At 52.1% G+C, this 26433-nt stretch carries 29 protein-coding genes; 16 read left to right on the top strand and 13 right to left on the bottom strand.

Going from position 1 to position 26433, the window contains the following annotated elements; all coding sequences use genetic code 11:
• Window positions 1–48: 48 nt before the first annotated feature.
• Window positions 49–414 (bottom strand): flagellar hook-basal body complex protein FliE, encoded by a 366-nt coding sequence (gene fliE / locus AACH41_RS06030; protein ID WP_194746931.1) that lies wholly within the window; start codon window positions 412–414, stop codon window positions 49–51.
• 276 nt (window positions 415–690) lie between these two features.
• Between fliE and fliF the strand changes: the two genes are divergently transcribed.
• From fliF to fliR, 13 genes are all read left to right on the top strand, one after another.
• The gene (gene fliF, locus AACH41_RS06035) at window positions 691–2412 is read left to right on the top strand and encodes a flagellar basal-body MS-ring/collar protein FliF (RefSeq protein ID WP_338657459.1); all 1722 of its coding nucleotides are present in this window, start codon (window positions 691–693) and stop codon (window positions 2410–2412) included.
• A gap of 3 nt (window positions 2413–2415) precedes the next feature.
• Window positions 2416–3411: a flagellar motor switch protein FliG gene (fliG, locus tag AACH41_RS06040; RefSeq protein ID WP_194746929.1), complete on the top strand. Its 996-nt coding sequence runs from the start codon at window positions 2416–2418 to the stop codon at window positions 3409–3411.
• Window positions 3412–3435: 24 nt separating this feature from the next.
• Window positions 3436–4104, top strand: coding sequence for a flagellar assembly protein FliH (locus AACH41_RS06045; RefSeq protein ID WP_194746928.1), 669 nt, complete (start codon window positions 3436–3438; stop codon window positions 4102–4104).
• Between the two features lie 30 nt (window positions 4105–4134).
• The gene (gene fliI / locus AACH41_RS06050; RefSeq protein WP_313988821.1) at window positions 4135–5616 is read left to right on the top strand and encodes a flagellar protein export ATPase FliI; all 1482 of its coding nucleotides are present in this window, start codon (window positions 4135–4137) and stop codon (window positions 5614–5616) included.
• Window positions 5617–5634: 18 nt separating this feature from the next.
• Window positions 5635–6081: a flagellar export protein FliJ gene (gene fliJ / locus AACH41_RS06055; protein ID WP_194746927.1), complete on the top strand. Its 447-nt coding sequence runs from the start codon at window positions 5635–5637 to the stop codon at window positions 6079–6081.
• A gap of 18 nt (window positions 6082–6099) precedes the next feature.
• Window positions 6100–7494: a flagellar hook-length control protein FliK gene (locus AACH41_RS06060; RefSeq protein ID WP_338657460.1), complete on the top strand. Its 1395-nt coding sequence runs from the start codon at window positions 6100–6102 to the stop codon at window positions 7492–7494.
• Between the two features lie 150 nt (window positions 7495–7644).
• A complete protein-coding gene (locus AACH41_RS06065; RefSeq protein WP_194746925.1) occupies window positions 7645–8259 on the top strand; it encodes a flagellar basal body-associated FliL family protein in 615 nt (204 codons plus the stop codon).
• Between the two features lie 15 nt (window positions 8260–8274).
• Window positions 8275–9279 (top strand): flagellar motor switch protein FliM, encoded by a 1005-nt coding sequence (fliM, locus tag AACH41_RS06070; RefSeq protein ID WP_194746924.1) that lies wholly within the window; start codon window positions 8275–8277, stop codon window positions 9277–9279.
• Window positions 9279–9764: a flagellar motor switch protein FliN gene (fliN, locus tag AACH41_RS06075; protein WP_228518639.1), complete on the top strand. Its 486-nt coding sequence runs from the start codon at window positions 9279–9281 to the stop codon at window positions 9762–9764. The genes fliM and fliN overlap by 1 nt, the downstream gene beginning before the upstream one ends.
• Before the next feature lie 15 nt (window positions 9765–9779).
• Window positions 9780–10289 carry a flagellar biosynthetic protein FliO gene (gene fliO / locus AACH41_RS06080; RefSeq protein ID WP_338657461.1) on the top strand — a complete coding sequence of 170 codons (510 nt, stop codon included), beginning with the start codon at window positions 9780–9782 and terminating at the stop codon, window positions 10287–10289.
• Window positions 10290–10398: 109 nt separating this feature from the next.
• A complete protein-coding gene (gene fliP / locus AACH41_RS06085) occupies window positions 10399–11163 on the top strand; it encodes a flagellar type III secretion system pore protein FliP (RefSeq protein WP_338657462.1) in 765 nt (254 codons plus the stop codon).
• 23 nt (window positions 11164–11186) lie between these two features.
• Complete coding sequence (gene fliQ, locus AACH41_RS06090) at window positions 11187–11456, top strand: flagellar biosynthesis protein FliQ (RefSeq protein WP_194746923.1); 270 nt, start codon at window positions 11187–11189, stop codon at window positions 11454–11456.
• 18 nt (window positions 11457–11474) lie between these two features.
• Window positions 11475–12242, top strand: coding sequence for a flagellar biosynthetic protein FliR (fliR, locus tag AACH41_RS06095; protein WP_194746922.1), 768 nt, complete (start codon window positions 11475–11477; stop codon window positions 12240–12242).
• Between the two features lie 108 nt (window positions 12243–12350).
• On the opposite strand, the gene flgL is transcribed toward fliR, so the two are convergent.
• The 11 genes from flgL to flgB form a co-directional block, all read right to left on the bottom strand.
• Entirely contained in the window at window positions 12351–13256 is a 906-nt protein-coding gene (flgL, locus tag AACH41_RS06100) for a flagellar hook-associated protein FlgL (protein WP_194746921.1), read from the bottom strand.
• A 40-nt stretch (window positions 13257–13296) separates the two neighbouring features.
• Entirely contained in the window at window positions 13297–14940 is a 1644-nt protein-coding gene (gene flgK / locus AACH41_RS06105; protein ID WP_194746920.1) for a flagellar hook-associated protein FlgK, read from the bottom strand.
• Window positions 14941–15042: 102 nt separating this feature from the next.
• Complete coding sequence (flgJ, locus tag AACH41_RS06110) at window positions 15043–16119, bottom strand: flagellar assembly peptidoglycan hydrolase FlgJ (protein ID WP_194746919.1); 1077 nt, start codon at window positions 16117–16119, stop codon at window positions 15043–15045.
• Between the two features lie 13 nt (window positions 16120–16132).
• Window positions 16133–17218, bottom strand: coding sequence for a flagellar basal body P-ring protein FlgI (locus tag AACH41_RS06115; RefSeq protein WP_194747497.1), 1086 nt, complete (start codon window positions 17216–17218; stop codon window positions 16133–16135).
• Between the two features lie 87 nt (window positions 17219–17305).
• Window positions 17306–17956, bottom strand: coding sequence for a flagellar basal body L-ring protein FlgH (locus tag AACH41_RS06120; protein ID WP_194746918.1), 651 nt, complete (start codon window positions 17954–17956; stop codon window positions 17306–17308).
• A gap of 40 nt (window positions 17957–17996) precedes the next feature.
• Window positions 17997–18779, bottom strand: coding sequence for a flagellar basal-body rod protein FlgG (flgG, locus tag AACH41_RS06125; RefSeq protein WP_194746917.1), 783 nt, complete (start codon window positions 18777–18779; stop codon window positions 17997–17999).
• A gap of 53 nt (window positions 18780–18832) precedes the next feature.
• Window positions 18833–19576: a flagellar basal-body rod protein FlgF gene (flgF, locus tag AACH41_RS06130; protein WP_194746916.1), complete on the bottom strand. Its 744-nt coding sequence runs from the start codon at window positions 19574–19576 to the stop codon at window positions 18833–18835.
• Window positions 19577–19620: 44 nt separating this feature from the next.
• A complete protein-coding gene (flgE, locus tag AACH41_RS06135; RefSeq protein ID WP_194746915.1) occupies window positions 19621–20859 on the bottom strand; it encodes a flagellar hook protein FlgE in 1239 nt (412 codons plus the stop codon).
• 38 nt (window positions 20860–20897) lie between these two features.
• Window positions 20898–21569: a flagellar hook assembly protein FlgD gene (locus tag AACH41_RS06140; protein ID WP_194746914.1), complete on the bottom strand. Its 672-nt coding sequence runs from the start codon at window positions 21567–21569 to the stop codon at window positions 20898–20900.
• 20 nt (window positions 21570–21589) lie between these two features.
• Window positions 21590–21997: a flagellar basal body rod protein FlgC gene (gene flgC, locus AACH41_RS06145; RefSeq protein WP_194746913.1), complete on the bottom strand. Its 408-nt coding sequence runs from the start codon at window positions 21995–21997 to the stop codon at window positions 21590–21592.
• A 19-nt stretch (window positions 21998–22016) separates the two neighbouring features.
• The gene (gene flgB, locus AACH41_RS06150; protein ID WP_194746912.1) at window positions 22017–22439 is read right to left on the bottom strand and encodes a flagellar basal body rod protein FlgB; all 423 of its coding nucleotides are present in this window, start codon (window positions 22437–22439) and stop codon (window positions 22017–22019) included.
• Window positions 22440–22715: 276 nt separating this feature from the next.
• Between flgB and flgA the strand changes: the two genes are divergently transcribed.
• The 3 genes from flgA (at window position 22716) to AACH41_RS06165 (ending at window position 24453) form a co-directional block, all read left to right on the top strand.
• Window positions 22716–23483, top strand: a complete 768-nt coding sequence (gene flgA, locus AACH41_RS06155; RefSeq protein WP_194746911.1) for a flagellar basal body P-ring formation chaperone FlgA — start codon at window positions 22716–22718, stop codon at window positions 23481–23483.
• Between the two features lie 161 nt (window positions 23484–23644).
• Window positions 23645–23965: a flagellar biosynthesis anti-sigma factor FlgM gene (gene flgM / locus AACH41_RS06160; RefSeq protein WP_194746910.1), complete on the top strand. Its 321-nt coding sequence runs from the start codon at window positions 23645–23647 to the stop codon at window positions 23963–23965.
• A 5-nt stretch (window positions 23966–23970) separates the two neighbouring features.
• Window positions 23971–24453, top strand: a complete 483-nt coding sequence (locus AACH41_RS06165; protein ID WP_194746909.1) for a flagellar protein FlgN — start codon at window positions 23971–23973, stop codon at window positions 24451–24453.
• Window positions 24454–24525: 72 nt separating this feature from the next.
• Here AACH41_RS06165 and AACH41_RS06170 read toward each other — a convergent pair whose 3' ends face one another.
• Complete coding sequence (locus AACH41_RS06170; protein ID WP_194746908.1) at window positions 24526–26433, bottom strand: ATP-binding cassette domain-containing protein; 1908 nt, start codon at window positions 26431–26433, stop codon at window positions 24526–24528.

Consider the following 26433-nt stretch of genomic DNA (forward strand, 5'->3'; position numbering starts at 1 on the left):
TTAAAACGGACTGATGGTCTGGCCCAGTCGCCAGCTGGCTAGTTAAGCCTAGACTTGCATATTCATCATGTCCTGATAGGCGGTGACCAGTTTGTTGCGGACTTGTACTGTGGCCTGAAAGGCGATATTCGCTTTTTGCCCGGAGATCATGACATCAGACAGGCTGACGTTGTCATTTCCCATGGCAAAATCCTTGCCCATTTGTTCGGCCTGCAATTGCATATTGTTGACCTGGTCCAGAGAGGATTTCAGCGCATCACTAAAGCTCACTTGTGTCGTCGGGCTTGCCTGGGGCGGCTTGGCGACAGGATTGGCAATAGCACTGTTGCCCAGACCTTCTGGTTTTTGAGCCGCCGCCCGTAATTGCGCCAGCATGGAGGAGATGCGTTGTGCATCAATACCGCCTGCGTTCATAGGTGTCTCCTTTCATCCTGTACTCGTTTCGTGGGGGAGGCCATCACCTCTTATCTCATGGTGAGCACTGTAACATTGCGCCAGCTGGACTGCTTTGCAAAATAGGCAACATTAATCCGTCTTATTTGCTGATTTGAATAGGCAGGGTCAGCGCATAATGTGATCCATGTGAAAGTGTCCTGACAGGATATTGAAGTTCAAAAGAGGTGGCAGCATGACCGGCAATCAACAGGCCGGGAGGCAGGTCACTGCAAGTAGGTAATATTGGAGGTTCAGATGGCTGCTGATGCTGCCTTATTAACAACAAGCAATGAGTCTGGCGGAGCGTCCAACATGTTTGGGCAGCTCGGACAAAAGTTAATGCTGGTCGCCGGGATTGCTGCCGTGGTTGCGGTGATGGTGGTGTTCTGGCTGTGGAGCCAGAAGCCGGATTACCGGGTGTTGTTCTCCAACTTTGCTGACAAGGATGGCGGTGCCATCGTCGCCGAGTTGGATAAATTGAATATCCCTTATCAATTTGCCGATGGTGGGGGTGCCATTCTGGTGCCTGCTGACATGGTGCATCAGGCACGTTTGAAACTGGCGGCACAAGGTCTGCCCAAAGGCGGCAACATCGGCTTTGAACTGCTGGAAAACCAGAAATTTGGCGTGTCGCAGTTTGTTGAGCAGGTGAACTTTCAACGCGGCCTTGAGGGCGAGCTGGAACGCAGTATCCAGTCTATCTCTGCTGTGCAGGCTGCTCGTATCCATCTGGCGATTCCCAAGCCCAGCGTGTTTGTGCGCGAGCAACAATACCCAACCGCTTCTGTGCTGCTCAATCTGCACAATGGCCGCCGGTTAGACGCGCAACAAGTGGGTGCCGTCGTGCATCTGGTGGCAAGCAGTGTGCCTAACCTCTCAGCCGATCATGTCACCGTGGTCGATCAAAACGGCAATTTGCTGTCTGACAACGCCAATAAGCTCAAGCAAAGTGGCCTAGACCCAGAGCAGATGGCCTACGTGGAGAATATGCAAAACAGCATTGCTCGCCGTGTAGAATCCATTATTACGCCGATTGTTGGTGCAAAAAATGTGCATGCCGAAACCAGCGCCGAGATTGACTTCTCGATGACAGAACAGGCCAACGAATCCTACAAACCCAACACCAAGCCGGATGACATGGCGATTCGCAGTGCGCAAAGCCATGAGACGCAAAATACCGGCGCCAACAACGGCGCGGTGCCTGGTGCTTTGTCTAACCAGCCGCCTGCAGATGCGACTGCTCCGATTAATGCGCCTGGTGCGCAGGGTCAAGGGGAAAATGATGCGCCTGCTGCTGCCCCAACCCCACCACAAAATACGCAAAAAGATACCACCACTAACTACGAGCTGGACAAGACTGTGAGCTATATCCAGCAGGCCAAGGGCGGCATCAAGCGCCTGCATGTGGCGGTGGTGGTCAATCACATCCCAGTCGTGGATAGCACCGGTAAAACGACTTACCGTGCACTGACAGCAGCCGAGAAGCAGCAGGTAAGCGACCTGGCAATGCAGGCCATGGGCTACAACAAAGAGCGTGGCGATACTATCTCTGTGGTGAATACCCCGTTTGTGGCCGAAGCACAGGAAAAACTGGTTGAGCCACCGCTGTGGAAGGACCCTGTCATGATTGAGTATGGTAAAGATGCCTTGCGCTTCCTGGCTGGCGTGGTGGTGTTGATGATGATTTATAAAAAATTGCTCAAGCCGATGGCCACCAAACTGACTGGCGCGGATAAAAAACAACTGGCTGTGACTGCGGCACAAAACGCGGCAGCAGGCGGTGAAGCGGTTGCCGGCGCGGCAGGCAGTGCAGCTGAAGGTGAAGATGCACTGGTCACCTTGAGTGGCGATCCTCCTGCGTTAACGGGCGATGATGGCCGTATGGATCAAACCTTGCTGGCCGTGAAGCAGGTGGCCAAAGAAAACCCACGCATGGTCGCGAATGTGGTTTCCAGCTGGGCGACTGCGGAGAAATAAACCATGACTGAAGGCTTGACTAAAAGCGCGATTTTGATGCTTGCCCTCGGTGAAGACGAAGCGGCGGAGGTGATGAAGTATTTGTCACCCAAAGAGGTACAGCGGCTGGGCATTGTCATGGCCTCAATGAAGCCGGTGCCACGTGAAGAGGTAACTGCAGTGCTGGAGTCCTTTATGGTCGACTTTGCCGGCAGCAGTGACTTCGGTCTGGATTCGGACGCCTATATCCGCTCGGTTCTGATCAAAGCTTTTGGCGATGACAAAGCCTCCAATCTGTTAAGCCGGATTCCGCAATCGCAAGATGCCGCGGGTATTGAAAGCCTGAAGTGGATGGATGCCTTCAGCGTGTCCGAGTTTATCAAGAATGAGCATCCACAGATTATCGCGACCATCTTGTCACATCTGGAGGCAGACCAGGCCGCAGAAATTCTGGGGCATTTTACTGACCGTTTACGTCAGGATGTGATTTTGCGGATTGCCACGCTCGACAGCATTAAACCGGCCGCGCTCAAAGAGCTCAATGAAGGCATGATGAAAATGCTGTCAGGCAATGAAAACCTGAAGCGTCAGCCGATAGGTGGCGTAAAAACCGCGGCTGAAATCATGAACTACCTGAGTGGCGACAACGAGGCCAAATTGATGGAAGGCCTCAAAAGCTATGATGACAATATGGCGCAGGAGATCATGGACCAGATGTTTGTGTTTGACAATATTCTGGAAATTGACGACAAAGGCATTCAAACGCTGCTGCGTGAGGTGCAATCTGATATGTTGATTGTGGCTTTGAAGGGAACCTCTGATGAAATGAAAGAGAAGTTCCTGCGCAATATGTCTTCGCGTGCAGCCGATATGATGCGTGAAGACATGGAAAGCCGTGGTCCGGTCAAGCTGTCTGAGGTTGAAGCACAGCAAAAACAAATTCTGCAAATTGTGCGCAGGCTGGCCGATGAAGGCCAGATCATGCTGGCTGCCAAAGGCGATGGCGAGCAATATGTTTAAATCCAGTCAGTGTAAGGAAGCATAATGGTGGCTGCAGCAATCCCAAAAGAACAAATGAGTGCCTATCAGCGCTGGGAGATGGCCAGTTTTGATGATGCTAATAGCAGTGAGAGCGTGCGTCGCAAACAGGCACAGGCCGATGAAGCCGCGCGCACGGTCACTGAAATTCTCAAGCAAGTCCGCCAGGAAGCCTATGAAGAAGGGTTCAAGATTGGTTATGGCGATGGCATGCAGCACGCGCAGGCACAACTGGAAAACGAACGTGGTCAGTTGTTGCAAATGGCGCAGAGTTTCCAGCAGGCGCTGGCGTTTCAGGATAGCCATGTTGCCGAGTCTGTTTTGAGCCTGGCGCTGGATCTGGCCAAAGCCATGATGAAAACCAAGTTGCAGGCCGATCCGCAGGCGGTGCTCCCGGTCGTGCTGGATGCCATGCACTATTTGCCCCAAGTCAGACAGCCCGCGCGCCTGATTGTGCATCCGGATGATGCGCAGGTGCTACGCAGTCATATCGGCGACACACTCAAAGAGCAAGGCTGGCAAATTGTCGAAGAGTTGCAAGTCGAACGTGGCGGTTGCCTGGTTGAAACGGCAGATAACCAGATTGATGCCAGCAATGAGGTCCGCTGGAAACGTCTGGTACAAGGGCTGTCACGCTATGATGACTGGCATAAACCTGCCTCCACCCACGAATAAGTTTTTCACTTTCTAGTTTAAGCCTACGTCATGACAATTTCAGATTCAGGGCTGCCGACGTTAGACGCGGTTGCTGACAATAGCCCCCAAGTCACCAATGAGCCTCCCAAGCAGCCCAATGTGCATGAGCAGCGCTGGCAAAGTTATTTGCGCGATTGCAGTGAACTGATCAATATGGTCGACCCGCTTGAAGTCGCAGGTCGTATCGTCAAGGTGACTGGCCTGGTGATGGTCGCTACCGGTATCAAAATGCCAATAGGCGGTGCCTGTTTTATCCCGTTACAGGATGGAGGCCGGGTAGAAGCCGAGGTGGTGGGATTCGATGGCGAGAATTTGCTGCTCATGCCGCAAACCGCGTTGGAGGGGGTGACCCCGGGCGCCAAGGTGTTCAGCATGGAAATTGCTGAAACCGTGCCAAAACCCCAAATTGGCCGCCCGCCACGTCGACGTGCACAGGATAGAGCGCGCCATTTTCCGGTAGGGGATGGCTTGCTCGGACGCGTGGTCGATGCAGCCGGTAATCCGCTGGATGGTCTGGGCCCAATTCCGGGGGATGTGACCGCGCCGCTTAATGGCCGCGTGATTAACCCTTTGCAACGGGCACCGATTGAAGACACGCTGGATGTAGGGGTGCGTGCGATCAACGCCATGCTCACCGTGGGCAGGGGGCAGCGCATGGGCCTGTTCGCCGGCTCTGGTGTGGGTAAGAGTGTGCTGCTGGGCATGATGGCCCGTTACACCACTGCGGATGTGATCGTGGTCGGCCTGATTGGTGAACGGGGCCGCGAGGTACAGGAATTTATCGAGCAGATTCTGGGGCCGGAGGGGCTGGCACGCTCTGTGGTGGTCGCTGCACCTGCCGACGTCTCGGCATTGATGCGCTTGCAAGGCGCGAGTTATGCCACGGCCATTGCCGAGCGTTTCCGCCAGCAAGGCAAAAATGTGTTGCTGATTATGGATTCACTCACGCGTTATGCCATGGCGCAACGCGAAATTGCCCTGGCCATTGGTGAGCCACCGGCAACCAAGGGCTATCCGCCTTCTGTGTTTGCCAAATTGCCGGCACTGGTCGAGCGTACCGGCAATGGCGCCAGGGGCGAGGGCTCGATTACAGCGTTTTATACCGTGTTGACCGAAGGCGATGACCAGCAGGATCCGATTGCGGACTCTGCGCGCGCGATTCTGGACGGACACATCGTGTTGAACCGCAGCCTGGCCGAGAGCGGACATTACCCCGCCATTGATATCGAGCAGTCGATCAGTCGCGCCATGCACAACATTACCAGCAAAGAACATCAACAGGCCGCCCGCATGCTCAAGCAGTGGTACTCACGCTATCTGCGCAATCAGGACTTGATCGCGGTAGGGGCTTATCAGCCAGGATCAGACCCCATGCTGGATATCGCGATTAGAAAACGTGACGACATCAATGCCTTTTTACAACAAGACATTGATGAGTGTGCGGATATGCAGCATAGCCTGCAGCAATTAGCCAACACGCTAACCTTATAGCCCCTTTAAAGCGAGCCCATGGCCAAACAATCCACCCAAACCCTGACCTTGCTTAACCAGTTGGCTGCCGACGAGGTGGAAGCGGCGATGCAGGCGCTGGCCCAGGCCATGCAACAGCTGGAACAGGCGCAACAGCAGCAAGTCATGCTGGCGCAATATCAGCAGGAATATGAGCAGCAATGGCAGCAGGTAGTGCAAAACGGCCTTAAAGCCGATTTATACCGTAATTTTCAGGGCTTTTTCTCGCAATTGGAATTGGCGGTACGCACGCAAAATGCTCAAATCGAACAATGTCAGGCGATTGTCCAGCAGCAGCGGTTGCGGTTGCAGGAAAAACAGCGCAAGCAAAAGTCTTATGAAGTTTTGATTACGCGGGCTCAAACCTCACAGGCCAAGGCTGAAAACAAGCGTGATCAGAAAATGATGGACGAATTTGCCAGCCGCGCCAGACGAGCACGTTGGTAAATAGCCGGGAGTAATGTGATGGCCTTGATTAATTCACCAGTACTGCCTACCCAGGCGTCAGAGGCGCTTAAAGCGCCCATGACGTCGTCAGGCGGCCAGGAGCCGGTGTCACCCGATGCGTTTTCACAAACTTTGCGCCAGCAAATGGCCCAAGCCCAACCTTCTGCGCCTAAAGACAAGCCTGCTGCGCCCAAAGCGGAGAGCAACACTGAGCAAGGTGCTGTGTCGAATAAGGCGAGTGAACCGACTGAACCGTCTGACAAAACCACTGCCGCCACGGGGACAGAAGTCGCCCCAACAGAAAAAAATATTCCCCACCTCGCAGGCAAAACCAAGGCCAAATCCAAAGCAGACGAGAACACCAGTCTGGCAAACAGTGTCGCCAGAGAGCCTTCTAGCGTGGTCTCTCCTGTTGTGGGGGTAATTGACCCTGCCAGTTTGACCGATGCCAATCCTGACCAGAAAAAAACCGGTGTTGGCACGACTGAGGATACCAGTGCTGCGGCTGCCGGCATCATGCCATGGATGCAGACCATGCTTGCGATGCGGGCCAATCAGCCCGCAGAGGCTGCAAAAGGTGGCGCCGAAGGGGTAGCATTGACCCTTAGTAACGGTCGCTTTGCAGCCGCTGGCTTCGATAAAGCCTCTAGCCAACACGGGATAACGAATGAGTTGCAGATCACGCCAGCCACCGACAAAGACACGCTGACAGCAGCGACCGCGGTTGTGCCAGACGGTAAGCAGCTCTCAAGCTTATCCACCAAATCAGAAAAGACGGCGGAAGGTTTTACAGCGCTGTTGAATAACGCCAAATCGACCAGCGCGGAGATTGTCTTGCCTAAAGGCATGGAGCAGGCCGTGCGTGCGCATGAAACGACGCAGGGCGCCAGTACATTGACCACGCCGCCCATGATAGAGGCCATGCCGCAGACGCCCTGGTTGCAATCGGCTGGCGTGACCGATTTGAGCCAGGTGGTCACCACCCAGATTACGACGCCGTTTACCGATGACCGTTGGCAAGCCGCAATTAACCAGCATGTGATGCAGATGGCTAGCCAGAGCGACGAAGTGGCCAGCCTGACATTGTCGCCCCCGGATTTGGGGCCCATCCAGGTGGTGTTAAAGGTCGATAACCAGTCAGTGAATCCCAGTTTTATCACGGATAACCCTCTGGTGCGCCAGGCGCTGGAAGATGGCATGCAGGATCTGCGTGATCGCATGCAGTCCCAGGGCTTGCAACTGGGCCAGACCTTTGTTGGCAACGGGCAGCAGGCACAACAGCATTTTGAACAGCAATCCAGCCGTGATTCTGCAAGGACTGCAGCCCCTGGGGCTGAGTCAGACACGGCGATCGCACCGCAAACGGCAGTCCAGCCACGTGTGGTACGTGGCTTGGTGGATACGTTTGTATAAGCATTGCTCCAGGCTGGCTAGCATGCCTCACCCAGCATAAAGGTCGATTTAACGCTGATTTTCCCCTTTTATCCGGCAATGTTTTGCTGGGCGCTCTCCGCATAATGACACCATATATCGTCAAGGTTTTACAGTAAGAAAGGTAGTGTCATGGCTCAAGAACCAGCAAAAGCAGACGGTGCAGCAGAGGCCGCCCCCAAATCCAAGAAAAAACTGATTGTGATCCTGGCCGTGGTGCTGGCGTTAGCCGCTGGCGGCGGCGCAGCAGCCTTCTTCCTGATGAAAAAACCTGAGGCGCATCAGGCCAAAGGCAAGCATGGTAGCAAGGCCGAGAAAGAAGATGGCCACGAAGAAAGTGCTGCTGAGGGCGAAGAGGAAGAGGCCGCAGCCGATGAAGAAGAGGAAGAGCATGAAAGCGGTGGTGGCGGTGGCCATGGTGAAGCAGGTGCGGGCCCGGCCTACTTGCAGTTTGAAACGTTTACCGTGAACTTGCTGCCTGATCCCGATGAAAAGTTTTTGCAACTGGACCTGACCATTGAAGCCAAAGACACTGCACTGGCCGACAAAATGAAGGCACAAATGCCGCTCATGCGTAACCGTGTATTGATGTTGCTCACCAGTAAAAAAGCATCGGATATTGCGACGCCTGAGGGCAAAGCTCAGCTCAGCGAAGAACTGCTGGCAGAACTGAAAAAACCTTTGAAAAAGGGGGGTAAACAACTCAAGATCAAACAGGTGTTGTTTACTTCATTTGTCATCCAGTAATGCCTGAGAATAACCATGTCTGCAGATAAATTCTTATCACAAGACGAAATCGACGCCTTACTTAAAGGGGTCGAGGGCGACGATGACAGTGATGCATCCAGCAAGGATGAGTCTGGTGTTCGCAACTATAACCTGGCCACGCAAGAGCGCATTGTGCGTGGGCGTATGGCCACGCTTGAGATCATTAATGAGCGTTTTGCCCGGCTGCTGCGTATTGAGTTGTTCAATTTTCTGCGGCGTACGGTCGAAATCTCGGTAGGGCCGGTCAGGATCATCAAATACACGGACTTTATCCGTAATCTGGTGGTCCCCACCAATCTCAATTTGATCCACATGAATCCCTTGCGCGGCACGGGTGTGCTGGTACTGGATCCTACCTTGGTCTTTTTGCTGGTGGATAATATGTTTGGCGGCGATGGCCGCTTTCATACCCGGGTGGAGGGGCGTGATTTCACCGAAACCGAGCAGCGGATTATTCAACGCGTGCTGAATATCTTGTTTGACGCCTACCAGAAAGCCTGGGCGCCTATTTATCCGGTGCAGTTTGAGTATCTGCGCTCGGAGATGAATACCCAGTTTGCCAGCATTGCCACCCCGAATGAAGTGGTGGTGGCGATTACGTTTAATGTGGAGCTGGGACCTAACAGTGGTGAAATCCATTTCTGTGTGCCTTATGCCATGGTGGAGCCGATCAAGGACTTGTTGACCTCGTCCCTGCAAGGCGAGAACCTTGGCGGTGACAAACGCTGGGTAAAAATGATGACCCAGCAAATCCAGGCGGCAGAAGTCGAAATTGTGGCCAATCTGACCACACGCAAGATGATGGTGGCAGACCTGCTTGCGTTAAAAGTGGGGGATGTCATTCCTGTGAATATTCAGGATACGGTAGAAGGACAAATCGATAACGTGCCCATTATGGAGTGTCGTTATGGCGTGTTTAACGGGCAATATGCGCTCAAGGTGGAAAAAATGATACGTGCTGACGGTAGTAGTCAGGAACAATTGCAAGGAGAGTCATAATGGCAATGGATCCCGCGACAAGTAGTAATGAAGAGGAATTGGATGCCGCACTGGCCAGCATGGGTATGCCTGAGTCGGAAGGGGTGCAAACCATTGCCGAGGATGACTGGGGCGCGGCCCTGGCCGAGCAAACCAAAGCCGAGTCCTCTGCATTGCAAGAGCCGATAGGCAAGGCCGCCGTTTTTAACGAGTTTAGCAGCAGCAACAAACTCGAAGGCACCCAGAACGATATTGATTTTATTCTGGATATTCCGGTACAGCTGACTGTAGAGCTGGGCCGTACCAAGATTTCGATCAAGAACCTGTTGCAATTGGCGCAAGGTTCTGTAGTTGAGCTGGATGGCATGGCGGGTGAGCCCATGGACGTATTAGTGAATGGCTGCCTGATTGCACAAGGTGAGGTGGTGGTGGTGAATGACAAGTTTGGTATCCGCCTGACGGACATCATTACGCCTGCGGAACGGATCCGTAAATTGAACCGCTAAGTGCCCAGGATGGTGATGCGCATAATTCATTCTTACCGGTGGCTAGTGGCCGCCGTCGTTAGCAGTTGTGTTTCCCCGTTGACCGTGGCGGCTACCTCTGCAGCAGCCCCGGTAGCACCCAGCGCCAGCGATACCTTGGGCCGTATGGTGTGGGGCACTGTGATTGTCTTGCTGGCGATTGCCGGGATTGCCTGGTTTTTGCGTCGAGTCCTCCCGGGACAAACTCATCTTTCACGTGGCGTGATCAAGCAGGTTGGCGGTTTACAGTTAAGCCCTAGGGAGCGCGTGGTTGTGCTTGAAGTAGGCGGCCGTTGGTTGGTGGTGGGCCTGCATGGCGGGCAAATGACGGCCTTGGGTGAGGTGAGTCCGACGGCGGCTGAATCTGGCGCCCTTGACAACTTAGCCACGCCTGAGGACTCCTCAAGCACAGTCATAGACCCGCAAGCATCCTTTGCAGTACGCTTGCAACAAGCCATGCAAGCCACCTTGCAACAGAAAGTCAAATCTTTCAAAAACAAGCCTTGAGTGGCTTATTTCCAGCCTTTGATTAGGCGTTTCCCAGCGTAGACTAACCCTAACTTATTTTAGGTCTTGCGTGCTTTTGTGCGCGCAAGCAAGTGACGGGTATAGTTGCATGCGTTTACATTCCATCCTCAAGTCTTTGCAATTCGTGCTGCCAGTGGCGCTGTTATGGCTATGGTCCACAGGCACGCTGGCGGCAGAAGGCTTGCCGATAGGCACAGTGACGCCGGCACCAGGGGGCGGCCAGGATTACACGCTGAGCCTGCAAACCCTGATCCTGCTCACCGCGCTCACGTTTATTCCAGCCGCATTGCTGATGATGACCGGTTTTACGCGCATTGTGATTGTGCTGTCGCTATTGCGTCAGGCGCTGGGGACACAGTCTGCGCCTTCTAATCAGGTGTTGATTGGTCTGGCCTTGTTTATCACCTTTTTTGTCATGGGGCCGGTGTTCGACAAAATTTACAGCGATGCTTACCAGCCGCTTTCTGAAAACAAAATTACAATGCAAGAGGCCTTGCAGCGGGGCGTGTTGCCACTGAAAGCCTTTATGCTCAAGCAAACGCGCGAGACCGACCTGGCCATGTTTGCCAATATGGCCCATAGCGAGTCCATCAATACACCAGAAGAAGTCCCGCTCAGAATTCTGGTGCCTGCATTTATGACCAGTGAGCTGAAAACGGCGTTTCAGATTGGTTTTGCCATTTATATCCCGTTTCTGATTATTGATATGGTGGTGGCCAGTATCTTGATGGCCATGGGCATGATGATGATGTCACCGGCCGTGGTCTCTTTGCCTTTCAAGCTGATGCTGTTTGTGCTGGTAGACGGCTGGCAATTGATCCTGGGGTCTTTGGCGCAAAGCTTTGTCCTCTAACTCGTTTCTTTTTGGAGTATTGTATGAGTCCAGAACAAGTCCTGACCTTGGGCAGTGAAGCCATGCAGACCACCTTGCTGGTGGCAGCGCCGGTATTGGGCACTGCGCTGATCATTGGTCTGGTGGTTAGTATTTTTCAGGCGGCCACACAAATCAACGAGCAGACCTTGTCTTTTATCCCCAAGCTGGTAGGGGTGATGGCGATCTTGCTATTGGCCGGGCACTGGATGCTGATGACGCTGGTGGACTACATGCACCATATCTTCACCATGATTCCACAGCTGGTCAATTAACGACGGCTGCCTCGCCACATGCTGACGATTCATGACTCAGACCTGCAGCAGTGGGTGGTACAGTTTCTCTGGCCGCTGACACGTATCCTCGGCTGCATTGCCGTGGTGCCGTTGTTCAGTCATCCCTCCATTCCCAACCGCATTAAACTCACAATCGGCTTTATCATTACGCTGGCACTGGTGCCTGGCATCCAGGTGCCTAATATTGCCGTGCTGTCATGGCAAGGCTTGTTCTCATTACTTGCACAGTTTTTGATCGGCATCAGCATGGGCTTTGTCATGCGGCTCATGTTCACTGCCGTCGAGCTGGCTGGCTTTATGATGGGGATGAGCATGGGGCTGGGCTTTGCCAGCTTTTATGACCCGCATACCGAAGGGCAAACCATCGCCGTCGCCCAGATGCTGACCATGCTGACCTTGATGGTGTTTATGAGCCTGGACGGGCACTTGATTGTCATTGCAGTGATGATGCAGAGTTTTGAAACCATGCCGATAGGCATGACGCACTGGCAACTGAATAGCCAGGCGATTGCAAGCATTGGAGGTCATATTTTCTCGCAAGGCTTGCTGATGTCTTTGCCCGTGATTGCCAGTCTGCTGATTACCAACATGGCGCTGGGCGTATTAACCAAAGCCGCCCCTCAACTCAACCTGTTTGCCATGGGCTTTCCAATCACCATCGCGGTCGGGTTTATCATGATTTTGCTCGGATTACCTTCTCTGATTCATCCGGTCGAGGACTGGATGATCGATGCGCAGCAATACATGCTGCAAGTGCTGCATTAGTCTCACTGATTTACCAATCGCGCTTTAGACGTATTGTTTGGATTGATCCATGAAAAAGCCGATCGCTGGTAAGCGATCGGCTAAAAATCAGTGTGATACCGGTCTGAATTAAATAAACTGGAACAGTGACAGTTTAGAGGTCGAAACAAACGACTTCTGAGCGGCTTCCATAATGGTATTCTTTTTAGCCAGGTCAGACAGTGCTTGCGTGTAGTCCAGGTCTTGCAAGTCGGAAAGTACCTTAGAGTATTGCAGGGATATATCATCGCCTGTGTCATCCAGAATCTGGATTTCGTTGAGTTGGCTACCAATTTGCGCTCTGGTATCAAGAATGCTGTCCAGGGATTTGTCTGTATTCTGCAGAGCAGTTGCCAGGCCATTGGTGAAGTTGGTGCGGGATGTTGCATCAGTAATCGGTGTATTGAGCAACGTAATTGCCTGTTGCATGTTGGCAAATAAGTTATTGCCGTTGGCATTGAACACGCTATCACCGGTAAACGTGGTCGGCATGGTCCGGTTATCATCAATCTGCAAATTCATGCGCGAGGTCTCCCCCTGGAAAACACCCGCACTGGTAAATGCCGCCTTATCTGTAGTAAATCCTGAGTAGATAAAGTTACCCATGGAGTCTTTGGCGTTGGCCAGACTGATCAGGCTATCCAGGCGGCCTTGCAACTCAGTCGCAATACTTTGGCGCTGTGAATCGTTATAGGTGGCGTTACCCGCGGCCGTCAGTGAACTCTTGATATTCAACACCAAGTCAGTCACGGACGATAAATTGGTTTCATAGTTTTCGAGCATGCTGCTGGCCGTTTTTCGCGTCTCGGCAAAAGTGTCCTTCATGCTCTTGTTATTGTTGATCTCGATAATCCTGGCAGAGGCAACCGGGTCATCCGCTGGCGAGCGGACTTTCTTGCCTGAAGAAATTTTTTCATTCAGATCATTCACGTCACTTTGTAGGCCCATGAGGCGGTTGGTGCCATTGGCATAGATCGTATTTGTACTTAATCTCATAGTGACATCCTTACTCGATGTGATTTACCCAGTTCTGAATTTATCTGCCCAGACTTAGCAGGGTATCGAACATATTACTGGCGATTTGCATCATTTTGCCTGCCGCTTGATAGGCTTGCTGATAGCGTAGCAGGTTGGCAGCCTCTTCATCCAGGTTGACCCCTGATTGTGACTGCATGGCCGAGGTGGCATTATCCAGCGCAGTTTTGTCGGCCTGGTTAATGATGCTCATCTGGTTGGCTTTAATCCCCACCGCACTGGTGGTGAGGGCATAAGCCTGTGCAAAGGTTCTGTTGGTAGAGCTGGCATTCACCCTGACGAAGTTCTGATTCTGTAAATCAGCCAGTTTTAGCGCATTGGTGTTGTCGCTTTCCCCTTTAGAAGGGTTGTCGGCCAATGCCAGCTTTTCCACATCCGTTACCGCCAGGGTCAATCCGCTGGCAGCATACTGGGTAGGCTTAATCAGGTAAGAGTCGCCATTGGTCGGTGAACTGGTATTCGTGTTAATGGTGATGCCATCCTGATTGAATGGCAAGGTCACATTTGTCCAGACGTACTTATCATTTTGGCGCGTGATATTGTACTGACCATTCACATACTCCAGGGTGTAGTTACTGCTGGTCAGTTGTGAAGGGTCCGTGATCGCGACAGACGCCTGTTTGCTCTGGTCAGTATTATTACGGTTACTGATCGCGACCGGACCAGCAATATTAAACATATTCTGGCCAACGGTACCGGTCAGGTCTGTGCCCTGTTTGTGCTGGTTGTTAAACGCCGTGGCAAAGGTAATCGCCAGTTGTCCCAGCTGGTTTTGTACCGTGTCTAGCGTTTCATCCCTGAATTGCAATGCGCCGCCCAATGCGCCGCCCGTCAGAGAGCCGCTTATGGGTTTAGGCGAGCCAGAAGCACCATAACCGACTTCAAGTCGGGTGCTATCAGTGTCATTGGGTACCGCATACAGGTCTTGGGATTGATTGCCCAGTACAATCGGGATGCCATTGCCGATGGAAACGTTGTAAGTGTTATCTTGCTGTGGCAGGACTGTCGTTTTGATCTGTTCACTGATTTTTGCGACGAGCAAGTCACGCTGGTCCATCAGGTCATTGGGCGGATTACCAGTTGAACTAAACGCTTGCTTGATTTTTTCATTCAGATCCGCAATAGAGCTGGCATAGCTGTTAATGGTTGCCACACTGGTTGAAACTTGCGTATTGATATTGGAACGCATTTCATCCAGACGCGAATTGACTGCGGTAAAGCGGCTCACCAAGGATTGCGCATTGGAAATGACCGTTTGCCGGGTGGCAATATCCGAAGGGTTCGCAGCCGCTGCGCTGACAGATCTGAAAAAGTTGGTCATCACCGCGCTCACGCCGGCTTTGTCATCAGACAGCAGGCTATTGACTTCATTAATGCCTTGTAAATATACCGAGCTTGAACTTTGGTTACTGGTTGTATTAATCACTTGTTTGGCCAGCACGTCATCGTAGGAACGTACGATGGTCCCAACCTCGGCACCTTGACCAAGATAACCGTTACCAAAACTTTGTGCGGCTGCCGCCTTTTGAACAATGGACTGCCTGTTGTATCCAGGCGTGGATGCATTGGCAATGTTATGTCCCGTGGTTGCAATGCCTAGCTGAGCGACGGTCAGCGCACTTTTCCCAACGTTTAATACATTCATATGCTATAGACCTTTCGGGCAAGCGGATGGATGAACGCTTAAAAACGGTCATCAACATCACGATTAAGTTGCCTAACGGCAATGTTTTCAAATACTTTAATTTCAACTTCGCAAATGATTAATCACTTGCGTCAGTTTTTTGCCATATTGCGGATCAGTCGCATAGCCTGCACGCTGCAGCGCATGGGCATAAGCGCTGGCATCATGCGTGTTATTCATGGCTTGTTGATAGCGCGGATTTTGCGAAATCATTTTGGCGTAATCCTTGAATGCGTCACTGTAGCTGTCGTAGGCCCGAAATTTTTCCACTTTGGTTTGCTTGACGCCATTCACGTACTCGGTGGTGGTACTACTGACGACTTTGCCTTTCCAGCTGGCATCAGCCTTGATGCCGAACAGGTTATGGCTGTTGACGCCATTCTCTGTTTTAATTTCATGTTTACCCCAGCCGCTTTCCAGTGCAGCCTGGCCGATCATGAATTTGGCCGGAATGCCAGATGCGTTACTGGCTGCCTGCGCATGTGGCAGCATGCTTTGAATGAATTGCTGGGTTTTGCCAGCGACTTCACGCATCGCGGTCGCCAACGGCGCCTGGGGCAGGGTAAAGCCTTGCACATTGGCTTGTGTTTCTTCAATCAAAGGCGGCAATTCCGGGATGCCACGTGCCCAGGCGGTATCGCTGGCTGGCGCTGTGGACTGAGTATCAGCAGCTTCCCATTGTTGATACGCTTCACGGATTTTTTGTGTTGCTTGTGCCAGCACGGCTTGGGCATAGGTGGGGGCTGCGCTCTGCACCGTTGCACTGCTGACTTTGTCAGTGGCTTTATTTGCCTTGCCCGATTCGTTACCGCTTGCGGGTGTGTTGGTATCCACGGGATGTCCGTTGAGTTTACTCAATTGCCTGACCAACACATCAGTGAGCCCCAGGCCTTTCTGGCTCAAATGGGTACTCAATTGTTGATCAAGCATGCCGGTAAACATTTTGCTTTGTTCGTTATCGGCAAAGCCTTCTTGCGGGACGGTGTCGCGCATGCTTTTGAGCATCATGTTCATCAAAATACCTTCAAACTGACGTGCCACTGCACGAATGGTTTCAGGCGAGTCATTTTTAGCTCGCTTGAGACTATTCAGCGCACTGCCGTCTATGGCCAGGCTATTTGGATCGACACGTGGTTGCATGAGCGCCTCCCGTTTAAATCACCTCAAGCTCGGCATTCAATGCACCGGCCGCTTTCATGGCCTGCAGAATTGCCAGCAAGTCCTGCGGCGTCGTGCCAATGGCGTTGAGTGCTTTGACCACATCTGCCAGGTTGGCCCCATTGTTGAGCTTGAGCACTTTGCCAGGCTCTTTGTTGATATTGATCTCAGACACTGCAGTAGACACCGTTTGGCCGTTAGAGAATGGGCCAGGCTGGCTGATGACCGGTGAGGTATTGATGACCACTGACAGGTTGCCATGCGAGACGGCGCAACTATCCAGTGTCACGGCCTTGTTCATGACCACGGAGCCGGTGCGTGCATTAAGAATAATTTTGGCAGGCGTTGCCGCCAGCGCGACATTAATGGTTTCGAGATTGGCCAAAAATGAGACACGGCTCATGCTTTCAGGTGGCCGAACCTGGATCACGCGGCCGCTCTCGGCTTGCGCAGTCATCGGGCCAAACTTTTTATTGATGGCTTCCACGACGTTATTGGCGGTTGAAAAGTCACTTTCTTTAAGCTCAAGCTTAACAATATCCTGACTGAGCAGGGTATTTGGCAACGCGCGTTCTACGGTCGCCCCTTCAGAAATCCGGCCCACGCTCAGATGGTTAATCTGGGCCTGGCTGCCATTGGCTGAAGCGCCGACCCCGCCGACCACCAGGTTACCCTGCGCCATGGCATAAATCTGGCCATCTGCACCTTTGAGCGGTGTCATCAGCAAGGTACCCCCCCGCAAGCTTTTGGCGTTGCCCATGGAGGAAACGGTCACATCCAGTGTTTGTCCTGGTTGCGCAAAAGGGGGCAGGGCACTGGTGACCATGACGGCGGCAATATTTTTCAGCATCAGGTTGGTCCCGGGTGGAATTGTCACACCGAGCTGGTTCATCATGCTGATGATACTTTGGACGGTAAACGGGGTTTGTACTGTCATGTCACCAGTGCCATCGAGACCGACGACCAGACCATAGCCAATTAACTGGTTGCTACGCACGCCCTGGATGTTGCTGATGTCTTTGATCCGTTCTGCGTGGGCATTATCGGTGTTGACGATGGTCACGCTGAGCAATAACAGCATGCATAACAGTTCTTTTCTGTAGTCATAAAAAGACCGTAACAGGGTGCGTGCGTTGCGGGGGCGTGTTTGTTTCATCATGTGTGCCCCTTACAACGGAATCATGCTAAGAAAGAAGCGGGAAAACATCGATAGCACTTCTGCCGCATCCATTTTGCTATTGGTGCGGTATTCGATACGCGCATCAGCCACCTTGGTAGAGACCACCTGGTTACCAATGGTAATCATGTCCGGGTTGACCACGCCAGAGAAGCGCACATACTCTGTGCCTTTGTCAAAGCCGATCTGTTTTTCGCCGCTGATCACGAGATAGCCATTGGGCAGAACATCGACCACGGTTGCCGTGACAGAGCCGCTAAAGGTGTTGCTGGCATCCGCAGTCGCCTTGTCTTTGAAGGAGAGGGCAGAGCTGGCATTGAATGAAGCTTTAGGCACGTTGTGACCAAATAAACCGGTGACGCCAGCCGTAGTTGCACCGTCTTTGGTTTGTTCATTGTCAGTGGCTTTGTTGGCGGTGGTGTTCTCTGTAATCAGCACGGTGACCATGTCGCCGACATAGCGTGGACGACGATCCTCAAACAGTGGACGGTAGGCGCCGCTGTTAAAAATAGCCCCTTCGCTGCGCGTATCCGGGCGGGCCGCTGCAACGCGCGGTGTTTCAGGCTTTTGAACAATCGTAGACGGCGTGATGGAACAGCCATTCAGTAATTGGGAGAATGCCAGACAAAGTAATAAGCTCATGATCGTTCTATTCATCATTTGAATGCCCCTCAACCAGGGATTAAAGCTGCGCTAGTTTTTGCAGCATCTGATCCGAGGTCGTGATTGCTTTGCTATTAATTTCATAGGCGCGCTGCGTCTGAATCATGCTAACCAGTTCTTCCACCACATTGACGTTGGACGTTTCAACATAGCCAGAATTCAACAGCCCCGCGCCATTAGTGCCCGGTGTGTTCACACCAGGGTTACCAGAGGCCGTGGTTTCGACATACAGGTTTTCGCCTTTGCCCTGCAAGCCAGCCGGGTTAATAAATGTTGCCAGCTGGATCTGTCCAATCTGTGTAGTGGCGGTAGAACCTGGAGTAGTGATCGAGACCACGCCATCACGGCCTATGGTCAGGCTTTGCGCGTTGGCCGGAATACTGATTGCCGGTTGTACAGGATAGCCGCTAGCGGTGACCAGCTGGCCCTGGCTGTCAACCTGGAAAGAGCCGTCACGGGTATAAGCGGTGGTGCCATCTGGCAGCAAAATCTGGAAGAAGCCTTGGCCCTGGATCGCGACATCCTTGTCGTTACCTGTTTGCTGCAAGTTGCCTTGGGTGAAAATACGCTCAGTCGCGACCGGTTTGACCCCGGTACCCAACTGCAAGCCGCTGGGTGACTGACTTTGCTGAGAAGTCTGGGCGCCGACCTGGCGCAGGTTTTGGTATAACAGGTCTTCAAATACGGCACGCGATTTTTTAAAGCCACTGGTACTGACGTTGGCCAGGTTGTTTGAAATCACGTCCATCTGCATTTGCTGTGCATCCAGACCGGTTTTGGAAATCCATAATGAGCGTATCATCGTTCACTCCTTGGGCATTGAGCCATGTTCATAGTGTCATCTTAGTCCTGGCCTTAGCCATTCAAACCAAAGAGTTGATCAGCTTTTCCGGCGTTGTTTTGGGCGTTATCAAGCATTTTCATTTGCATCTCAAACTGGCGCGCCAAGCTGATCATGTTGACCATGGTATCGACGACATTCACGTTACTACTTTCCAATGCACCACCGACCACCGTGACATTGGCATCTGCCGGTGCCGGTTGTCCATTCGAAGTCACAAACAAGCCATCTGCAGCCCGTTTCAGACTGGATTCTGGCGGGTTTGCCAGTTTGATACGGCCGATAATATTGGTTGCACCGGGCGCCGTCAGATTGTTCACGCTGGAGACCGTGCCGTCCTTGGCAATCGTCACCGAGACATCCGGTGGAATGCTGATCGGACCACCATCGCCCATCACATTCAAGCCGGATTCGGTTTGCAACTGCCCATTCTGGTTAATCTTGAGTGAACCGTTACGCGTATAGCCCTCAGAGCCATCGGCGCGCTGGACGGCAATCCAGCCTTCGCCTTGCACGGCAATGTCCAGATCACGTCCGGTTTGCTGAATGCTGCCTGCGGCATAATTGGTACCCATGGTGGCGTCAACCACAAAGGCGCGGGTTGGCAGGCCATCTCCTAAAATGGGCACCGCCCGGAAGCTGTCTATCTGCGCTTTGAAGCCTGTTGTCGTTGCGTTGGCCAGGTTGTGTGCAGTGGTAGCCTGTTGCTCCAGGATATGTTTGGCGCCGGTCATGGCGGTATAAATCAGACGGTCCATTGCGACTCCTTCAATCAGTCAACATTCAGCGTTTAACGACTCAATTAACGCATGTTCACCAGTGTTTGCAGCACCTGGTCTTGCGTTTTGATGGTTTGTGAGTTGGCCTGGTAAACACGCTGCGCCATAATCATGTTCACCAGTTCTGCAGTCAGGTCGACGTTGGAGTCTTCCACTGCAGAAGATTGCAATACCCCCAGCGTGCTGCTGCCTGGTGCGCCAATCAAGGCTTCGCCTGAATCGAACGAGGATTGCCACTGATTGCCGCCCAGCGAGCGCAAGCCGTTAGGGTTGACAAAGTTGGCCAAAACCACACGGCCCAGCGCCTGTGATTGACCATTACTGTAACGTCCCACAATAATGCCGTCGCTACCGATGCTGAAGTTGGCAATCCGGCCAGAGGTGTAGCCGTCCTGGGCTAACTTGTTCACACTGAAGCCAGAGCCATATTGCGTACTGGCGGTGTAATCCAGTTTGAGGTTGACGGCAGCTGCACCGCTTGAAGGTGTAAAGCTGACATTCAGGGCTGTAGAGTTGGCAGTATCATACGCGCCAGAGGTCGTGAATTTAATCGTGCCCGTTGCTGTATATGGATCTGAAGCATTCGCTTTCGGTGGGACCACACTGCCGTCAGCAGTGGTATATGTTTGCCAGGTGTTTGCAGCGGTTTTGACAAAGTAATTCTGCACCGTATGGCTATTGCCCAAGGCATCATACACGGTAATCGAAGTCGAGTTGGTGTAGGTAGTGGCATCAGAAGGGTTAAATGGTTTAACCGATTGATCGATGACTGGACTATCCGAGTTCAGATTGAGCTTGCCGGTGACCTGGGTGGATGTTTTTGGGGGCAGGTCGCTGGTGTTAATTTGAATATCTACTGGCGAGGAGCCTTCCAGGTTGTCAGCACTGTTGCCTCTCAGGCGTTTGCCTTCACTATTCACAATATAACCATCTTTATCCATCTCAAACTGGCCGTTACGCGTGTAGGTGACGACACCGTTCTGGCTCATAATGAAAAAGCCATTGCCATTGATAGCTACATCCAGTGTATTGTTGGTATTGGTGATGTTGCCTTGAGTGAACTCTTGCGAGACCTTGGCCAGCTTGGTACCAATCCCGATTTGTGTGGCACCCCCGCCGTTCAATGAGGCGGCATACACATCAGAAAATTTGGAGGTTGATTGCTTAAAACCCACAGTGTTGGCGTTGGCGACGTTGTTGCCAATCACAGACAATTGTTGAGAGGTGGCATTTAAACCGCTAAGACCTTGTTGAAAACTCATGCTATTTCTCCTTGCGTAAGATTACATTCTGTGGGGCTTTAGAATACTTCCAGAACATCGGCCAGTGCCACGTCCTTGCCTGTACTCAAATTCAGTCTGGACGAGCCGTTCATTTGTGAAACACTTTGCACCTGGGCCAGGCTTAATGCGGTGCTGGTTGTTTTTGCATCCCCCAGTGTTGCGGTCGTTTCAAAGGTATAAGTGCCAGTCGGTGCCGGTTGGCCGCTCGCGTCTTTTCCATCCCAGGACAGGGCATTGATGCCGGTGGCCTGCTTGCCTAGCGTCAGTGTTTGAATGACGGTGCCTGCGCCATTTTTAATGGTGACGGTCAGGTTGTCGGCTCCGTTCGGGATGTTGACACCGAACAGTGCGCCTTTTTCGCCCAGCTCCATGGTATTGCCGGCAGACAATATATTGCGGCCTATCATGCTGGTCGCCTGGTAGGACTGGCCCATCTGCACGTTGTTGATGAGGCTGGTCATGGAGTCATTCAGTTTGTTGATCCCGGTTACCGTGTTCAGTTGCGCCATCTGGCTAGTCACCTGAGCATTGTCCATCGGGTTGAGCGGGTCCTGGTTTTTCATTTGCGTCACCAGAAGCTTCATGAACCTATCTTGGGCATCATCGGTACTGGTTGTACTTGATGAGCGATTGTTCACTGTATTGAGCAAGTCTTGAGGGACCTGATTGTTAGTATTCACCGTGGTCATATGAGATTCCTTTCTGCAGGTTATTGACCAATATTGAGTGTTTTAAGCAACATGGTCTTGGCCGCATTCATGGTTTCCACGTTGTTTTGATAAGCTCGGGAGGCAGAGATCATATTCACCATCTCTTCAGTAACGTTGACGTTAGGCATGGTGATATAGCCTTCACTGTTGGCCATCGGGTGTTTGGGGTCGTAGACCACTTTGCCGGGGCGGTTATCTTCAATCACGCCGTCAACCGCAACCGTGCTGGCGTTTTGATTCGCCGCATCTTGCACGGCCTTGAACACGACCTGTTTGGCCTGATAGGGTTTGCCGTCAGAGCTGACCACGCTGTCCGCGTTGGCCAGGTTGCTGGCTACGGTATTCAGACGCATGGATTGTGCGCTCATCGCAGAGCCGGAAATCTTGAATACATTAAACAAAGACATGTCAGTACTCCTTACTCAATTACTGGCCATTGATTGCGGTCAGCATTTTTTTGATCTGTCCGGTGATCATGGTTAAGCTTGCTTCATAACGGATGCCGTTATCGACATAGGCATTACGTTCTGCATCCATGTCTACCGTATTGCCGTCTACAGAGGCTTGCGTCACCGTACGGAACAATGGATCACCCGGGCCTGCGTAGCCTTGATTCGGCTGACCTTGCATGTGGCCCGAGTCGGTTTTTTGCAAACCACCTGTCGATGTACCCGTGCTACTGGCTGGATGCATGGCGGCCTGCATGGCGGCTTTAAAGTCGATATCGCGTGCCTTGTATTGCGGTGTATCCGCATTCGCGATATTGGATGCCAACAGCTCTTGACGTTCATTGCGTACACGCAATGCCGTCTGATGAAAATTCAGTGCGGCGTCTAATTTGTTGATCATCATTGATTCCTTTCACTTGCCTGAATCTCTGGCTTTAATCTTTGGTTAGCGATTGTTGTAGCCTCGTCGCCAAAACACCTTTATTCAAAAATATCCTAAAGGTTTGCCAGACACGGCCGTTAATCCTGATAACTCGTTACCTCTTATTGCTCGAGTCACTTTTACTAGCTATGCCTAGTGTACGCCGCACGTTTATGAACAATTTCTGAATTAAATGCGGTAAATCCCCTTTATTTGAGCATTTAGCGCCAGCGGTTGTGCGTAGAATGAATGCTCATGAAACCTCGTCTGCTTACAATTTTTTGTGCGATGCTGATTGCCCTGACCGGGTTCTTCAGTCATTTATTGCACGCAGCTGACCGTACGGCGACAACCGCCACGCTGGCCAATCAGCGTGTCGCTGAGCCGGCGGTCGCAGACATGCACAGCCGCGTGTATCAAACCGCTGTGCAATATGTGCAGAGCCAGACGCAAGGTTATCCAGGCAAAGTCAATGTCGACATTCAGCCACTAGACAGCCGTGTTCGTATTGCTGCCTGCGACATGATGGAAGGATTTACCGTACCAGGCTCACGGTTGTGGGGTAAAACACATATAGGTGTACGTTGCCTGCAAGCCGAGACCAAGTTGTGGACGCTGTATGTGCAGGCAGACGTGCAAGTGTGGGCTGAATATGCAGTGACGGCAGTGCCAGTCAGTCAGGGTGCACTACTTAGCCCGAACGATGTGGTGTTGCAATCAGGGGATTTAAGCAAGCTACCGGCTGGCATTATCACGGACTTGTCCATGCTCGAAGGCAAACAAGCCGCCTTGAATATGCCGCTGGGCACGGTGTTGCGCCCAGAGCTGCTCAAGTCCAGACCTGTGATCATGCAGGGTCAGACTGTACAGTTAAATAGCCGTGGCGAAGGATTTGTGGTCAGTGCCGATGGGACTGCACTGCAAACAGCCAATGCAGGGCAGGTGGTGGATGTCAAGGTCAGTAGCGGCCAGGTGATTAAAGGGGTTGCACTGTCGAGTGGAAAAGTCGATGTAAGATATTAGGCAGACTCACCACGACAAACATGAAAAAATACTTCTCGATCAGAATCTTGAGATAAAAACTATATTAACAACTAAAGTTCGCTTAAACTATGCCGATAGAACTGTTAATCAATGAGGGTTTAGTCACCCGACAAACTCAGACATCAAGGCAGAGGGATAGCATGAATATTTCAGATTCGATCAAGAAACTTGGGATTGGTGTAGATAAACCAGTATTAGATAAAGGTACCAGCAGCAAAAGTACCGAAAAAACAAGCACATCGGCAACGCCAGCCAGCAAAGACAATGTGACATTGTCCGCGGCATCGGTGCAGATGCAGTCCATTGAAGCGGGGATCACCTCGTCAGAGGTGTTTGATACTCACAAAGTGGACGAAATTAAAAGTGCTATTGCGCGTGGAGACTTTACTGTCGACACGGGTAAAGTGGCTGACGGCTTATTGCAAACCGTTAAGGACTTGATACATTCGAAAAAAGGATGATGTTTATGACAACTGCAAATCGCAACGCTATCCCTGAGATCAGTTTTGAAGCGGATGCCAATCTGGTTGAAGCGCTCATTGAAGATTTGCAGAATGAACAAAAAGCCTTGGTCAAAGCTGACCTGGACACCATAGAACGGATTATTGATCAGCGTGTAGAGTTACTACAGGCGCTGGGTGAAGCCGCAAAACAGCGTTACGCTGCCTTGTCGGCTGCTGGCTTCGAAGCCAATGAAAAAGGCATGGCTAAATGGCTGGAGTTAGGACATGGCAAAGTGATGGATACTGCATGGATGGAGTTCCAGAAAAAACTGGCGCAGGCAAAAGAGCTTAACCGCATCAACGGCATCCTGATCAACAAGCATTTTCAACGCAACCAGGAAAAGCTGGATGCGATTCAAGGCAAAGCAACCAATGCCACACAGTTCTATGGCAAAAATGGCCAAACTCACGGTGCCCACAGCTCTCGCACCAGTTTTGCGGTATAACTCGCATTAAAATCAAACGATCACAACCGTAAATGGCAATTCATCATTGCCATTATCAAGCTTGAGCGTTGCTTACTGGCTTTCCAGCCATTCCCAACGCTCCAGTTTCTGCAAGATTAACGCTTCAATTTCATCCAGTCTCTCTTGTCGTTGCTTGACCTGCTCAGGCGCTTGCTTGTAAATGTCCCCTTGTGCAAACTGTGCCTGGATATCAGCTTGCTCTTGCTCTAATTGTTCAATTTCTGCAGGCAGCGCTTCAAGCTCACGCTGCTCCTTAAAGCTCAACTTTTTTCGGGTTGAGGTGTTGGATGGGGCGCTCGTGCTGGCGGGGGAAGGGGCTGCAGGCACCGGTTTTTCGACTGGTTTATTTGCAGCTTCGCGCTGCTGGCTAAAGCGCAGCCAGTCATCATAACCACCGCTAAATTCGGTGAGTTTGCCCTGGCCTTCAAAAGCAATGACTTGTGTCACCGTATTTTCCAGGAATGCCCGGTCATGACTCACCAGAAACAGGGTGCCCGCATAATCTTGCAGCAGGTTTTCCAGCAGTTCCAGCGTATCGATATCCAGATCGTTGGTGGGTTCGTCTAGCACCAATACATTGGCCGGACGCGCAAATAATCGGGCTAGTAACAGACGATTGCGTTCACCGCCAGACAGAGATTTGACCGGGGAGCGTGCACGTTGCGGTGCAAACAGAAAATCCTCAAGATAACCAATGACATGGGTGCGTGTTTCACCGATTTGAACATACTCCGATCCCGGACTGATCGTGTCCATCAGCGTTGCTTCCGGGTTGAGCTGTTCGCGCATCTGGTCAAAGTAGGCCACCTGGATATTCGTTCCCAGTTGCACCTTGCCCGCGCTCGGCGCCAACTCGCCCAAGAGCAGCTTAAGCAGGGTAGATTTACCGACTCCGTTCGGGCCTAGCAGTCCGATGCGGTCCCCCCGCATGATGCGGGTACTAAAGCGATTAATCAGCACTTTGTCACCAAACGCCATGCGCACTTCTTGCAGTTCTGCAATCAGCTTGCCTGAGCGCTCGCCCGCATCCAGTTGCAAGTGCACCTGACCTTGACGATCACGGCGTGCAGCGCGGTCAAGCCGCAGTTGTTCCAGTCTTCTGACGCGACCTTCATTGCGCGTGCGCCTGGCTTCAACCCCTTTGCGGATCCAGACTTCTTCCTGCGCTAGAAACTTGTCAAATTTGGCCTGGTGTTGTGCTTCTACGGTCAGCAATTCAGCCTTTTTCAGTTGGTACTGGCTATAGTTGCCTGTAAATTCGGTTAAATGACCGCGGTCAAGTTCGACAATACGGGTAGACAGGCGGTCCAGAAAGCGACGATCATGCGTAATCAGCATCACGCTGCCTTGATAGCCCAAGAGCAGCTCCTCTAGCCAGACGATTGCTTCCAGATCCAGATGGTTCGTCGGTTCATCGAGCAACAAGACATCGGGGGCTTGCACTAATGCCTGTGCCAGGGCCACGCGTTTGCGCCAGCCACCTGACAAGGTGGCAATTGGGGTGTCTGCCTGTAGCCCGAGTTTGGACAACACTGACTCAATGCGGGATTGTAGCGCCCAGCCGTTTTCAGCTTCCAGGCTGTGCTGTAATACTTGCATGCGATCGAGCAAAGCTTCAGTCTCTTGCGCCTGCGACAACTGCAGTGACAGGTCGTGATATTCTTTAAGTTGTGTCACGACATTCCCCAAGCCTTGGGCGACGGCAGTAAACACATCATGTGCTGCATCCAGCTCTGGCTCTTGCGGTACGTAGGCAATCTTGCTGCCAGGGTCGCGCCAATATTCGCCATCATCCAGTTTGATCAGCCCGGCGACCACTTTAAGCATGCTGGATTTACCGGTACCGTTACGGCCAATGATGCCGACACACTCCTTGTTATCCAGCTGAAAGTTGACTTGGTCCAGCAATGGCACATGACCAAAGGCCAGGCTGGCCTGTTTGAGTGTGATTAAAGGCAT

Origin of the sequence: Methylophilus sp. DW102 (assembly GCF_037076555.1) — a bacterium.
Classification (GTDB): Bacteria; Pseudomonadota; Gammaproteobacteria; order Burkholderiales; family Methylophilaceae; genus Methylophilus; species Methylophilus glucosoxydans.